This is a genomic window from Verrucomicrobiia bacterium (assembly GCA_036405135.1).
Taxonomy (GTDB): domain Bacteria; phylum Verrucomicrobiota; class Verrucomicrobiia; order Limisphaerales; family JAEYXS01; genus JAEYXS01.
Genome location: DASWYF010000036.1, coordinates 34,290 through 47,621, shown reverse-complemented (window position 1 = coordinate 47,621; position 13,332 = coordinate 34,290). Strand labels below are relative to the sequence as shown.

At 54.9% G+C, this 13,332-nt stretch carries 8 protein-coding genes and 1 tRNA gene; 2 read left to right on the top strand and 7 right to left on the bottom strand.

The window, feature by feature from the left end:
* Positions 1-61: 61 nt before the first annotated feature.
* The 7 genes from VGH19_17570 to VGH19_17540 all read right to left on the bottom strand — a co-directional run bounded on the left by VGH19_17570 (position 62) and on the right by VGH19_17540 (position 9,186).
* On the bottom strand, positions 62-1,657 hold the full coding sequence (locus VGH19_17570) for a glycosyltransferase family 39 protein (GenBank protein ID HEY1173182.1): 1,596 nt from the start codon (positions 1,655-1,657) through the stop codon (positions 62-64).
* Positions 1,658-2,028: 371 nt separating this feature from the next.
* On the bottom strand, positions 2,029-3,417 hold the full coding sequence (locus tag VGH19_17565) for an amidohydrolase family protein (GenBank protein ID HEY1173181.1): 1,389 nt from the start codon (positions 3,415-3,417) through the stop codon (positions 2,029-2,031).
* Positions 3,414-6,260, bottom strand: a complete 2,847-nt coding sequence (locus VGH19_17560; GenBank protein ID HEY1173180.1) for an amidohydrolase family protein — start codon at positions 6,258-6,260, stop codon at positions 3,414-3,416. Before VGH19_17560 ends, VGH19_17565 begins: the two co-directional genes overlap by 4 nt.
* A 17-nt stretch (positions 6,261-6,277) precedes the next feature.
* A tRNA-Pro gene (locus VGH19_17555) sits at positions 6,278-6,355 on the bottom strand.
* A 135-nt stretch (positions 6,356-6,490) separates the two neighbouring features.
* Positions 6,491-6,709 (bottom strand): translation initiation factor IF-1, encoded by a 219-nt coding sequence (infA, locus tag VGH19_17550; protein ID HEY1173179.1) that lies wholly within the window; start codon positions 6,707-6,709, stop codon positions 6,491-6,493.
* Positions 6,710-6,811: 102 nt separating this feature from the next.
* Complete coding sequence (locus VGH19_17545; protein ID HEY1173178.1) at positions 6,812-7,228, bottom strand: RNA-binding protein; 417 nt, start codon at positions 7,226-7,228, stop codon at positions 6,812-6,814.
* A gap of 347 nt (positions 7,229-7,575) precedes the next feature.
* The gene (locus tag VGH19_17540) at positions 7,576-9,186 is read right to left on the bottom strand and encodes an ABC-F family ATP-binding cassette domain-containing protein (GenBank protein HEY1173177.1); all 1,611 of its coding nucleotides are present in this window, start codon (positions 9,184-9,186) and stop codon (positions 7,576-7,578) included.
* A gap of 1,609 nt (positions 9,187-10,795) precedes the next feature.
* On the opposite strand from VGH19_17540, the gene VGH19_17535 reads away from it, so the two are divergent.
* Positions 10,796-12,580: a P-loop NTPase fold protein gene (locus VGH19_17535; GenBank protein HEY1173176.1), complete on the top strand. Its 1,785-nt coding sequence runs from the start codon at positions 10,796-10,798 to the stop codon at positions 12,578-12,580.
* Complete coding sequence (locus VGH19_17530) at positions 12,581-13,330, top strand: hypothetical protein (protein ID HEY1173175.1); 750 nt, start codon at positions 12,581-12,583, stop codon at positions 13,328-13,330. It begins immediately after the preceding gene.
* Positions 13,331-13,332 lie beyond the last annotated feature (2 nt).

Sequence of the window (13,332 nt, the reverse complement as noted above, 5' to 3'; positions counted from 1 at the left end):
TGGCTTCTTTCGTATTCAAAATCGCAGGGACTGTAGGGAAACGGACAGGGTGGTGCCAGTCCTATTTGAGCCGGTAAATCTCCAATCCCTCCGGCACAACTTCATCCGCCCGCGTGATGGGGTATTTGCCCACCAGCTTCCATTTGTCACCGGCGGCGGCCACGGCGTTCTCGAGAAGCTCATGGTGCTTGGCCTTCAAGCGGGCGGGGATGGTGCGGTCGATGATGAGGAATTGAACGCCCTCTTTCTCCAAGATATCGAACGTCTCCTCCGCGCTCTTGGCTTTCGCCTCGTAACTGCCGCCCGCCCAACCGCTCTTCGCCAGCAGCTTGCTCGCGCGTTTCGCGATGGTGTCGAGGCGTTTCTCGCCGAGGGCGACCTCGGATACGAACATGCCTTCACCACGCGCATCGGAGGACACGAGCACGATGGTCTTCGGCTCCGGCGCTTCCGCTTGAAGTTTTTGCGCGATGGCTTCGTAACCGCGATAACCCTTCGGTTTCAGTCGGAACGTCTCGATGGCGAATCCGGCGACGCCTACTGCGACGGTCAGCGCGCAAGCCGTCGTGCCCGCCATGCCCTTCTGCACGAGCAGCTCGGAGATCGTCTTCATGCCCAGCAGGGCGAAGATGATCGCGGGGGCGAGGATGGGCGTCATGTGACGCGCCTCAAGCCCCGCAGGCACCAGCAGGTAGAGCAGGTAAGTGCCCGTCATCAAGCCGATCAAGGAGGCGAGCACGGGACGTTGCAGTGGCTTCATGGCCCAGCTCGCGATCAATCCCACCAGCGCGAACGCCAGCAGGGCGATGCCCATCGTCGCCTCGATCTTGCCGATGAAGTAAGGGGCCGCCTTCAGGATGAACCCCAGCGATAGCTTCTCCTCCGCCATGCCGTCGCTCGCCATCTTAAGGGTCAGGGCAATCCACGGCACGCACAGCACCACCACCGCTCCGGCGGGCAGCCAGAACGAGAACCGTTTCAGCCATGCCCAACGCGCGCACAGCACCAAACCCACCAGCGGCACGAAGGCCAGCGCGAGCCCGGCGTATTTCGTGAGGATCGTCGCGGAGGCGATTAAGCCGTAGGCCAGCGAGGCCTGCCACGCGCCGTTCTCCAGATAGCGCGCATACGCCAGCGCACCCCACAGCGTGAGCAGAGACATCGGGATCTCCATCATGATCAGCCCGCCGTATTGATGGATCTGCGGCAGTAACAGGAGCAGGAGCCCGCCGAACCACGCCCATCTCGCATCCAGCAGCCGCTCCAGCACCAGATACGAGGTCCACGCCAGCAACGCCGTCAGCACCGCCATGAAGACCAGGATGGATTCGCGACTCGCGCCGAAGGGCAGCGTCCACGCGGCTTGCGCGGCGTAGAAGACCGGCGGCCAATGCCCCAGCGCCACCTTGGGATAATGCTCGTAGAACTTGTTCGCGAACTTCAGCGGATTGCCTGGGCAACCGGCGGCGATGTAATCCCGCACCATCAGGCCCGTGACGTAATGCGCCGCCTCATCCGGCTCCGCGCCGAACTCGCTGCGATACGCCTCCTCCTGCCACTGGAACCCGATGATGACAGCCAGGAACACCGCCAGCGCGGGCAGGCGCTTGGCGAGATAACCGACGGCGATTTTAAGCTGAGCGAGCAATGGACCCATCGGGCGGGAGGCTAAAGTTCAAAGTTCAAAGTTCAAAGTTCAAAGTTGTGTCCTCGGATCGTTTTGAATCGTGGAGATTTGACTATTTAAACTTTGTGAGAGTTCCCGAGGCCCACTTTGCAGTCTGGTTTTGGTATTCGGGGGATGATCTTTCTTTTCACTCTTATTTTCGAAGTGAATGCTGCCAGCACCTTTCCGGCCAGCATCAGCATCGCAAAAGCTAGAAAACCCAGTGATGGAGAAACGACTCCCAGCAAGAGGCACAAAGCAACCAGCGTGGCTCCAACCCAATCGATCATACTTGGGACTAGGATAGTCGTAGAATGGAAGCTGGCACTTATATTCTGGCTGGTTCTTCGTAAGCCTCCGCTCTAATTCTCTTTCGGACGGCTCTTATACTTCTCGTAGAGCTTCGTGTGGCGGCTTTCCAGACTCATTTCTTCGCCTTTAATCCACATGTGTTTCACGGTGGAGCGGATATCGAGGATGGGGCCAGCGGTGGCGATGAGGGAGGCTTCTTTGCCGACTTCGATAGAGCCGAGCTTGTCTGCTACGCCTAGTATTTGTGCGGGGTAAAGGGTGATGCCTTTTAGGGCTTCAATCTCCGGCAGGCCATGAGCGATGGCGGTTCCAGCAGTGTGTGGGAGATTGCGGGCGAAGGTTGCATTGCCTGCGCCCATGCCTTCATTGAAGAGGACTTTCACGCCCGCTTTTTGCAGCACAGCAGGGGCTTTAAACTGCACTTCGTAAGTATCCGTGTCCGTAGGCGGTTGGTCGTTCAGGCGGTCGTAGATGACGGGGACTTTTTGTTTCGCCAGCACATCAGCGACTTTCCACGCATCACGAGCGCCTTCGATGACGATGGGGTATTTGCGTTTCTCCGCCCAGGCGAGCGCGGCCTTGATCTGGCGCGTTTCATCGGCATGGATGAAGATGGGTGCTTTGCCTTCCAGCATCGGCAGCATGGCTTCCCAAGCAGGGACGGGCAGGGGAGCTTTGGATTTATCCGCGAGTGAGCGGGCTTTGCGATAGGCTTCCGCGTCATCGAAGAAGTCATCAATGGCTTTCAGCTTTTTATCGCGTTCTTTGGCCTGATCTTCGGGTGATTTCCATTTGCTGCGGTCGGCAGTGAATTCCTTGGGCTTCACGTTCAAGCCCATCTCTGGCCAGTAGAGGTGCAAGGCGGCGGGAGCGCGGATGGTCATCGTCTCGATGGTCCAGCCGGTCATCTGCATGACGCCGGAGTAACCCGCCACCGTGCCGCCAATCGGCGCGACGCCGAAGTGCGTGATGCCATTGGCACGGGCGACGGGGAGCAGCTCGGAATCAGGATTCACGGCGAGCCAAGCTTTCACATCGGGCGTGAAAGCGCCGACTTCCGTGGTGTCTTGCGTGGCGCGGACGGCGTTGATCTCCGTGAGGCCCAATGAAGTGGCGGGAGCAATGAGGCCGGGATAGAGGTGCAGGCCGGTGAGGTCGATGACTTTGGCTCCAGCAGCCTTGGCGTCTTTGCCGACGGCGGTGATCTTGCCATCCGTCACAACGACGTTGCCGGGGGAAAGGGTTTCGCCGGTGATGGTGTGGACGGTGGCGTTTTTCAGGAGGAGGGTTTCGGCAAACGCACTTGAAATGGCTGCCGAGAAAACGGCGAGAGCTATAAAAGCCAAGTGCTTCGTCTGGCGCGCACTTAATGCCGGCTGGAATCCGGCAGCACGGGGTTGCGTGTTTCGGCGGACGAGTAGGGAGATGAAGTTTTTCACGGTTGGCCTCCGATCTTGGTGCAGTCGAGGCAGTGGACGGGTTCGAGTTCTTTGGCGGTTTCCAAGGCGCGACGGAAAAAGGCGGCGCGGGCGGAGTCGGAATCTTTCTTATCGCCGGAGAGGCGTTTGGCTTTCGCAATAAGCGCTTCGCGTTCTTTCACGAGCTTGTCGGTGCGGGCGGCATCGAGAGAGCGGTCGAAATACTTTTTACCATCGATCCAGGTTTCGAGGCAGAGGGTTGTGTTATCGAGCGGAGACTTGGTCCACAGCGCGAAGTCTGCATCCTTGCCGACTTCCAGCGAGCCGACGCGTTTATCGATGCGTAGTTGCTTCGCCGGATTGATGGTCACGAAATTAAGCGCTTCGATCTCCGGTGTGTTGCCGTATTTCACGGCCTTGGCCGCTTCCAGATACATGCGACGAGCGAGATCGGAGGAATCGGAATTGAAGGAGACGAGCACGCCGCGATCGCGCATCAAACTTCCTGCGTGCGGAATGGCGTCATAGACCTCGAACTTGTAACCCCACCAATCCGAGAAGCACGAACCACCGGCGCCGTGCTTGGCGATTTCGTCAGCTACCTTGTAGCCTTCCAATACGTGTTGCAGCGTGCCGACCTTCACTTTGAAGGATTCCATCACGCGCAGGAACGCGAGGATCTCGTCCTGCCGATAGGAGTGGCAATGAATCCAGCGCTGGCCATTGAGGATTTCGCCGATGGCTTCGAGTTCCAGATTACGCTTCGGGGCGAGGCCGCCATCGCGCTTAAATTTGTCCCATTCCGCGAGGTATTGCTGGGCGGCGAGGAAGCGATTCGCCATGAAGGTGGGCACGCCCATGCGGGATTGCGGGAAGCGTTTGTTCACCTTCTCGCCCCAGTTGGATTGCTTCACGTTCTCGCCGAGCGCGAATTTGATGCCCATGGGTGCATCGGGAAATTTCAGCTCTTCCGGTGAGGCACCTTGCTTGAGTTTGATGATCTGGTTCTGGCCGCCAATGGGATTTGCGGAGCCATGCAGCAGATTCGCGACAGTGAGGCCACCCGCGAGTTGCTTGTAGATATTCTCCGTCTCGGAATTCACCACATCGCCGATGCGCACCATGGCGGTGGAGGGTAGGGTGGATTCATTCACATCACCGAGGATCATGCTGTGACTGTGGGCATCGATGAGGCCGGGCGTGATGTGCTTGCCTTGGGCATCGATGACGAAGATGTTGTCGATGAGCTCAACATTCATTACTCCGATCGCCTGAATCTTTCCGTCATTTACCAAGAGCGAGGCATTGGTAAGGATACCCTGTGGTCCAGAGGTCCAGATGGTGGCGTTGTGGATGAGGACGAACTTGGGCGTTGCGAGGACTTGGCGGTCTTCCTGAGGGCCACGGGCGACACGTTTGGTGTCTTCGCCCTTGGGCTCTTTGTCCTTCTTCTCTTTTTCTTTCGCGTCGTCCTTTTTGGCTTCCTTCTTTTCGCTCGCGGAGAAGCGTTCTCCTTCGATCCAGACTTCCTGCACGGGGTCTTCGGAATTGAAGTAGCTCGCACCTTTCACGACGGTGAGATTCGCGAGCTTGCCGGGAGCGATGGTGCCGAGCTGTCCATCCACGCGGCAAAGTTTCGCGGGAACGGTGGTGAGCGCGGCGAGGGCGTCGTCAGCGGAGAGTCCGCGTTGCAGGGCGAGCTTGGTGTTCTGGCGGAAATCTTTTTTCTCGCCGAGTTCGCGCGTGGTGAGAGCGATCTCCCGGCCTTGTTGACGCAGCACGGCGGGATTTTCCGCAGCCCAATCCCACACGCGGAGTTGATCGAGGCTCACATCGAGCCAGTCGTCATCGCTCGGCAGTTTCGGGGCGGCGGGGAAATTCAGCGGCACGATGAAGCTCGCGCCGGTGGCGGCGGCAAGTTCCGGGCGACGCCATTCTTGGCCGCTGGAGTAAATAACGAATTTCAGCTTCAGCTCATTGGCCACGCGCGCGGCGCGATCCACCATGAGGATGCTACCGGGCTCGAACCACACGGGCGCATCTTGCTTGAGAGCGGGTTGGAGGGCTTCGAGGGCGGGATTGAATTCCAAGCGCGCCTTGTCGGGCGCGGCTTTCACTTGCGCGTAATATTGGGCATCGAAAAAGGTCTGGCGCACGGCGGAGATGACGCCCATGAGCGAGCCTGGGTAGCTGTCGTCCTTCGTGGTTGGATCGAAGACGATGTGCTGGAAAACATCGGCGCGGAGGACGGCTTCGTTCGGGTTCGCTTCATTCAACTGCACGAAGGCGCTGGTGCCTTGCATGATGCCGCCAGCGGGGATGACGTTGCCGGCTGTGAAACCCAGATCGCGCATGGTCTCGAATGTCTTTGCGTTCGGACGATACGTGGCGGCGACGCGGAACTCGGGCGTGATGCGTTTGAGTTCGTAACCGGGGCCGGCATTGCCGGGATCTTTCTCCTCACCGGGCACGCCGAAGAAATTGATGTTACCGGAGGCGAAACGGATGGGCTCGGAACCGCTGGTGTCGAGGGCCACGCCGCTATTGGTGCCGAGGGCGAGGGCGGCATCGATGAACCCAGCGTAGATGGTACAGCCGGTGAGGTCATGCACGCGGGCATCGGCGGGGATGGCGACGTCCTTGCCCACGGCTTCGATCTTGCCATGGCGGATGAGCACGGTGGCGTTGTTCAACGACTGGCCGGGCTGGGGTATGACGGTGGCATTCGTCAGCGCGTGGATGCCCAATGGTTTGGGGCGATGGCCCGGTGGTAAAAACTCGGCGGCGATCAGCGCAGAAACGAAAGTGCTTAACAGACCGAGCGAGAGGAGGATACGAGGCAACCTGTTGGTAGACTGCTTCATGGATAAAGAAGGAAAAATGGTCGGGGCGGTGAGATTTGAACTCACGACCTCTTGTACCCGAAACAAGCGCGCTAGCCAAGCTACGCTACGCCCCGAACCAGAGGCTGGGAACTTGCATGGAGACGGAAAAGAATGCAATGGGAAAACGAGGAAATTTTCAGGTGAATTGGGAAATGAAAAAGCCCCAACCTGTTTCCAAGTTGGGGCTGAAAATGATGGTTCGTTCGGTCTTAGAAATTTTTAAGACGGAAAACGATACGGCCCTTGGTCAGATCGTAAGGGGACATCTCCATGCGGACACGGTCGCCGATGGTCAGGCGCACGAAGTGTTTGCGCATCTTGCCTGAGATGTGCGCGAGGACTTCATGATTGTTGTCCAATTTCACCCGGAACATGGTGCCGGGGAGCACGGTCTGGATGCTGCCTTCTACTGTGATGTGTTCTTCCACTGTGACTGCTCTTTCTTTCTAAGAATGGAAAAAATTAAGGTGTGAGGCGCTTTTAGAAAAAGGCGCCCCACACCTGTGAAAACGCTAATTGATCGGCGTCAATTAGTAACGGCCACCACGGTCGCCGCCACGATCACCACCGCGATCGCCGCGGAAGCCACCGCCGCCACCGCCACGGCGTTCGCCACCACCGTAACCGCCGCCGCCACCGCCACGACGCTCACCACCGCCGCGGAAGCCACCGCCGCCGCCGCCGCCCGGAGGACGTTCTTCACGAGGACGGGCGATGTTGACCGTCAGGTCGCGACCGTCGAAATTCTTGCCGTGCAGCGCCTGGATGGCAGCTTCAGCAGCTTCAGGGGATTCCATGGTGACGAAAGCGAAACCACGAGGACGACCGGTGAACTTGTCGACCATCAGGTTGACCTCGATAACGCCGCCATGAGCAGCGAACAAGTCATGGAGATCGTTTTCGATCGTGTTGAAGGAAAGATTTCCTACGAACAACTTAGTACTCATTGATGATTTGTTATTAGAATTTACTCACTTCGTCGCAGACCGTTCCCGACCGCCGGGTTTCAAATCATCACTGAAAACTCGTTCACCTGAAGATTCACCAGCTCTCGAACCGTTGAGCAATCTAACTAACGGAAGTGTAAGGTGGAGATTTCGGGCCAGAAACGCAATCATTATTTTTTGAGGTGTATACCCCATATTCTGCTAATGACCTCTGCGGTCTTGAAATAACGTTAACTCCTTGTGTTTAAAGCGGTTTAACCCAAATGTCACACTTTACATATTTTGTCATGATCGCGAAATAATCGCGTAGGTTACCCGCCATCTCCCGGCTTGACGCCTTCTGGAAATCACCCGGCTGTGAGGGCGGCCCGGGCATTGCCCTCGGCACCCGTCTTTTCCAGATAATAATCGAAGTTACCCACATACGGCGTCACCTGGCCGTTATTGATGTGGAGAACCTTCAACGCCAGTTTGCGGATGAAGTGCACATCGTGCGAGATGAAGACCAGCGTGCCCTCATACTTCTCCAGCGCGAGGATCAGCGATTCCACCGTCAGGATGTCCAAGTGCGTCGTCGGCTCATCCATCAGCAGGAGGTTCGGCGGGTCCACGAGGAACTTTACCAGGTTCAACCGGCTCTTTTCGCCACCGCTCAGCACCGTTGTCTTCTTAAAGATCTCTTCCTTGCGGAACATGAACGAGCCGAGGACTCCGCGAGCCTCCTCTTCACTCATCGCCGGGGCGGCCGCCATGAGTTCTTCCAAAACGCTGTTGTTCGGATCGAGCGTCGCGGAGCGATGCTGACTGAAGTAGCCGATCTTCGCATTGTGCCCCAAATCACGCGTGCCTTGCTGGAAGGGCACCTCGCCCGCGAGAATCTTCAGGAGCGTGGATTTACCCGCACCGTTCGGACCGACCAGCACCGTGCGCTCGCCGCGTTCCACCATCAGGTCCAGCCCGCGATACACCTGATGACTGCCGTAAGCCATGTGGATGCCTTCCAGCGAGATCGCCCGCTGACCGCCGCGTGGCGGCTGGGGGAATTGGAACCGGAACGGCTTGCGCGGCTGCTTCGGCTTCTCGATCAGTTCCATGCGCTCGATTGCTTTCAGCTTGCTCATCGCCTGCGACGCCTTCGACGCCACAGAGCGGAAGCGGTTCACGAACTCCTGCAAGTCCGCGATCTCCTTCTGCTGATTCTTGTAAGCCGCCAGCTGATTCTCGTAATTCTCCTCCCGCTGCCGCAGGTAATCCGTGTAATTCCCCGTATACGCGATCAACTTCTGCTCATTGATCTCGAAGATGTTTTTGCACAACTCATCCATGAACTGGCGATCATGCGAGATCATCAAGAGCGCGCCGGGAAAACCCTTCAGATAATCCTGCAACCACAGCAGCGCCATCAGGTCCAAATGATTCGTCGGCTCGTCCAGCATCAACAGATCCGGCTCCATCACCAGCAGCCGCGCTAGGTGCGCCCGCATGATCCAGCCACCGCTCATCTCGCGCGCCGGACGATCGAAATCCGTCTGCTTGTAACCCATCCCCACCAGGATGCGTTTCGCCTTCGCCTCAAACTCCGGGTTGTTGAGCGCATCGAACTTGCTTTGCGCCTCGAAATATTCCGGGATATCCACCGTGCCCGCCGCCTCCATCTCCTGCAGCGTTTTCTCCAGCCGCTCGATCTCACCCGCGCGACCCGTCGCCACCTCGATCACCGTCTCATTGCCGATCGGTTCGCTCTCTTGCGGGAGGAAGCCTACCGTCGTCCACTCATCGCGGACCACTTCGCCCTCATCCGGCTCATCTTTTTTGAGGATCAGCGAGAACAACGTGGATTTTCCCGCGCCATTCGGCCCCACCAACACCACGCGATCACCATAATTGATCTGCATCGTCGCCCCTTCAAACAAAGTGCGACCACCGAACGTCTTTTTCAGATTACGAATCGTCAACATGCTACAAACAAAACAAAGATTAATGATCCCGTCAAAATGGGGGATATGGACAATCTCTGGAAACGAGCGTCCAGCCCCCTTATTAACCAAGAACATTCGTAAGGAACAGGCTTTATTTTAACGCCCCAGAACTCGTAGCCGCCGTCGTTAGACGGCGCTAACAAATCCGGTAAGGATGGCTTCCACGCCGTCCCAAACTAAACCTTTAGGCTTTCGCCAGCCAAAAGCAGGGACATGGAAACACCCACGCCTCGTAAATCGTCCTTCTTAAATCGTAAATTAATCACTTCCCCGAAATGGCCTTCCATCCAGTTTGTTCAATGTGACACTCCGCGATAGCATCCTGTTCTGCGGCACTTTAGCTACCAGTCCACACCTCCCGCACCAAACCCTCATCAGCCACTCCAAACACCTTCGTTTTTTAGGCAAAGATGGAGACTGTCTGGAAAGATGGGTTGAGGATGACTGCGCAGGACAAACTGGTGGGGACTAGGCGCGGCGAGGGAGCATATCAAACAAAAGATACGCGACCGAGCCGCAACAACGTCACCGCCAGTTTGCACCAGCAGACAGCCTCAAGACAGCTTTTCAGCCAGTCTCAGGAACTATGTCAAAGAGCAATGAAACCATCCGACCCCTGCAAATGTATCTGACCTATGTCTCCTCCTCACAGGGAGGCCAGACTCTAATGCTGTTCCTGACGCGGCTGGTTCCGCAGTGGGTACGGCCGTCGAACTTCGACTAGGGATTCCCCGGTGGGTCATAATTAATCCTACGCCCACCGACGTCCCGTTCCCCCTCCAGCTTACGCGCCCTGATCCAACACCCGATACACCCACAGATCCTACCCGAGATTGGTAGGGCGAGAGTCCTCTCGAGCCCAAACTCTTTTCGTCCAGGCTCACCCGAAGGTTCTCACCCCACACCCAATCTCGTAATGATTCCATAAGGATTGCCAAAACGATTCCAACGAATCACTCAGCGGGGATTTAGGTTCTTCCTGCCTCAATTCAAAACTTAAAACTGAGAACTTAAAATTACCTAAGCCCTTCCTTTACCGACAACGAGTTGTCAGCGAGAAAAAGACTATCAAAACTCTTGCAATCATCAATCACTTTTTCTGAAAAATCAGTTCATATTTCCTAATTCATTGCCCCGCAAGAAATTGCACCCGAAGATTTCGCGGAGCGTGGCCGTCCTCGGCCACAGCAACTCCCATAAGCAAAGTCAGGCCACGACATTTAGTAACCATCCGAACAAAGCGTTCCCCGCTTGTCTTATTGTACCTTGCTGTGCCCGAGGACGGGCACGCTCCTCCTAAAATCCCGGCGGGATTACAGCCTGTAGCCGGTGAGTTGAGCGAGGCACGAGCGACACCACCGGACAACGTTTCCCTTTTTGCCCCAGCACCCTGGCAGGGCGTGCCAGCAATCCACCTCCTGTGTTCCAAGACGCCCTTATAACGTTTAAAACATGAATAATACTTGTCACAATAAGTGTGTGGTAGTTAAGTTCTCTCTTAGCCAATTTCATTAAGAGCAAGGAAAGTTGAGAGTCGCTTAAGTTTTGTTCGTGGCTGATTTCAACGCTGGAGATAATAAGGTAAAATATGTGGTCTGATCGGGAAACACACTTAGACTGCTTAGGCTATGGCACTTATGTCAGTGTGCTATCTAATGTTTGCACACACAAAGATTTGGCACCACTAACACTTGGGATTTTCGGCCCTTGGGGCAGTGGAAAAACTAGTTTAATGAAGATGCTGATGCGAGAGATAGACGCATCAAAGGGAGGCAAGAAACGGAATACATTGTGGTTTAACGCTTGGATGTACGAAGGCAGAGAGGAAGCGCAAAGTGCGCTAATTCACGCCATTTTGACGAATCTTCAAAAAGACTTGTCCCTCACCGCAGAAGCAAAGCAGTTAGCGGCCAAGCTAAAGAAAGGGGCAAGCGTTTTGAAGCTCGGTAAGTTCATTATGAAAAGTGCCGTCACAATGACTCCCGATGTAGACGGTTTTCTCGATTGTTTTGAAAATGAATCAGAAAAAGTGGCTCAAACGATGGAATCGTTTGAAAACGATTTTTCCGAGCTTTTGAAGCTGGCTGGAATAGATCGAATAGTAGTTTTTATTGATGATTTGGATCGTTGCTCGAGCATGAAGGTGATTGAGACATTCGAGACCATAAAACTTTTCCTCAATACTCCAGCTTGTACCTTTGTGATAGGCGCTGATGCAGAGAAAATTCAGCAGGCTGTGGGGGAGGTCTATCAAGTAAGCGATCTTAAAAGGCAGAAAGACTATTTGGAAAAGATTGTTCAAATACCATTCAGCATACCTGCACAAAACTTACAGGATATTGGTTGTTACGTGGGGATGCTGCTTATTGGTAGGCACTTGAACGATAGCGGGTGGGCGGATTTGGCAGCAAATCGCCCCGCTTTCTACAAGCCAAGTGGAGAGTTGGTCGATCCTTTTTGCAAGTGGGTCAATGATAATGCTCCACTGGTTGGAGGAGCTCAGAAGCCACTCACAGACGAGCTAACGGCGATACTGCCCAATGTTGACACTCTCGCAAGGGGCCTCAGAGGGAACCCTCGTCAAATTAAGAGATTTCTTAATATTCTTTCATTAAGAAGGCAATTGGTTGCGGCGAACAATCTCTCCAACGTCACGGATGCGATGTTGGTTAAAGTGGCGGTCCTAGAATATGTTTGGAGTGAATTTTTCTTCATCCTTGCTGAGACGATTGATCCTCAAACGGGTTGTAGCGAACTACTTGCTCAGATTGAATTGAGTTTGGATGAAAATGCTGCCTCTGAACGGTCTTCCTCAGTCAACACATTCTTGGGTGAGCCAGGGTTGGTGGATTTTATCCTGTCAGAGCCCAAGTTGGATGGGGCAATTAATCTTAAGGACTATCTTTTCTTGGCCCAGACCTCTCTTAGCCGAGGGCAGGTTACTGGCATTGTCTCTGTTGATGAAAAGACCAAACAGTTGGTAAGGGTGGTTTCGGGGTCTGATACTACGTTGTCAAGGAGTGCCGCGAAACGCGCTGCACATGAGCCCACTGTGGCCGCAGCGGTTGTCAGGCAGCTTGCAACCATGCTGCCCTCGGTAAAAGAGCATTTAATTGCAACGAATATTATCATGGGTCTTGGTCATATATGCGGTATCCACAAAGATTTGTACAAAGCAACCATTAAAGTTGTTGGAGAGGTTGATGCTAGCAATACTGGAGTAGCGCTCGCAGCTTCAACATTCCTAGAAGGCGCAAAAAAGAATGGGATAGAAGTTCCGGCCGCGATTACGGAGAAATTTACAAGCGCATCAAAACTTGTAAACGCATTTGGAACCGGAAAGTTCAAACCTCGTCGATTGGGAGGAAAATAAATGGGTACATCAAAAAGTTTTCCGACGCCAAGCGGCGGGAAATGGACGGCAGTTAAACACAATGTGACAGGCAATCTTGGTGGTGGGAAATCGACCGCTGCCAACGTAGCAGGTAGCACAGTGCGCGCTTTGGGCGGTATTCAAGGTGGAGGAGGTGGAGGAGGTGGAGGAGGTGGAGGAGGTGGTTCGTTGGGGCGAATTGCTTCTCGGCTATCGGGTTTCAGTGGGGCTGTTCAAAAAGATGGGCTTACAGAGGGCCTTAAGTCATTAGGACTTGATGAATTGAAGGACTGCTCCGCTGCAGAAATCATTTCTAAAGTCGCCGATCATTTAGCTGAAGCGGCCGACCCACTTCAGCGCGAAGTGTTATCTGATGCCCTTAGAGAAGCCTTTCTCGAAACTGTAGCTGAGGTGGATGCTTCAAAATATCAGGATTTGGAAAAGGCATTGGACACGTTTTTTGCAGCAAATGGAGTTGAGGGTCTGCTACAGTCTTTTCTGACAAATTACGTCTTCGGAAGCATATGGATGGCAATCGAGAGCCATGCCCAGTTAAAAGCTGAGGTCTCCTCTGCGCCTCAAGCACTCAGCGCAGCCGTTAACCAAGTTTGCAGAGAGCATGTTGCGGCTACGATTCAGGATGCGAAGGCAAGCGGGAAGTTCGATGACATTGATTGGTTTGGGCCTCAAGGTGTCCAGTTGGGAAATGAAATCATTGAGGATTTGAATAAACGACTTAATGAGTTGTGAAA

Excerpts from the sequence above, each read along its gene's own strand:
- VGH19_17570 (HEY1173182.1), bottom strand. The coding sequence starts at position 1,657 with ATGGGTCCATTGCTCGCTCAGCTTAAAATCGCCGTCGGTTATCTCGCC.
- VGH19_17560 (HEY1173180.1), bottom strand. The coding sequence starts at position 6,260 with ATGAAGCAGTCTACCAACAGGTTGCCTCGTATCCTCCTCTCGCTCGGT.
- VGH19_17545 (HEY1173178.1), bottom strand. The coding sequence starts at position 7,228 with ATGAGTACTAAGTTGTTCGTAGGAAATCTTTCCTTCAACACGATCGAA.
- VGH19_17540 (HEY1173177.1), bottom strand. The coding sequence starts at position 9,186 with ATGTTGACGATTCGTAATCTGAAAAAGACGTTCGGTGGTCGCACTTTG.
- VGH19_17535 (HEY1173176.1), top strand. The coding sequence starts at position 10,796 with ATGTGGTCTGATCGGGAAACACACTTAGACTGCTTAGGCTATGGCACT.
- VGH19_17530 (HEY1173175.1), top strand. The coding sequence starts at position 12,581 with ATGGGTACATCAAAAAGTTTTCCGACGCCAAGCGGCGGGAAATGGACG.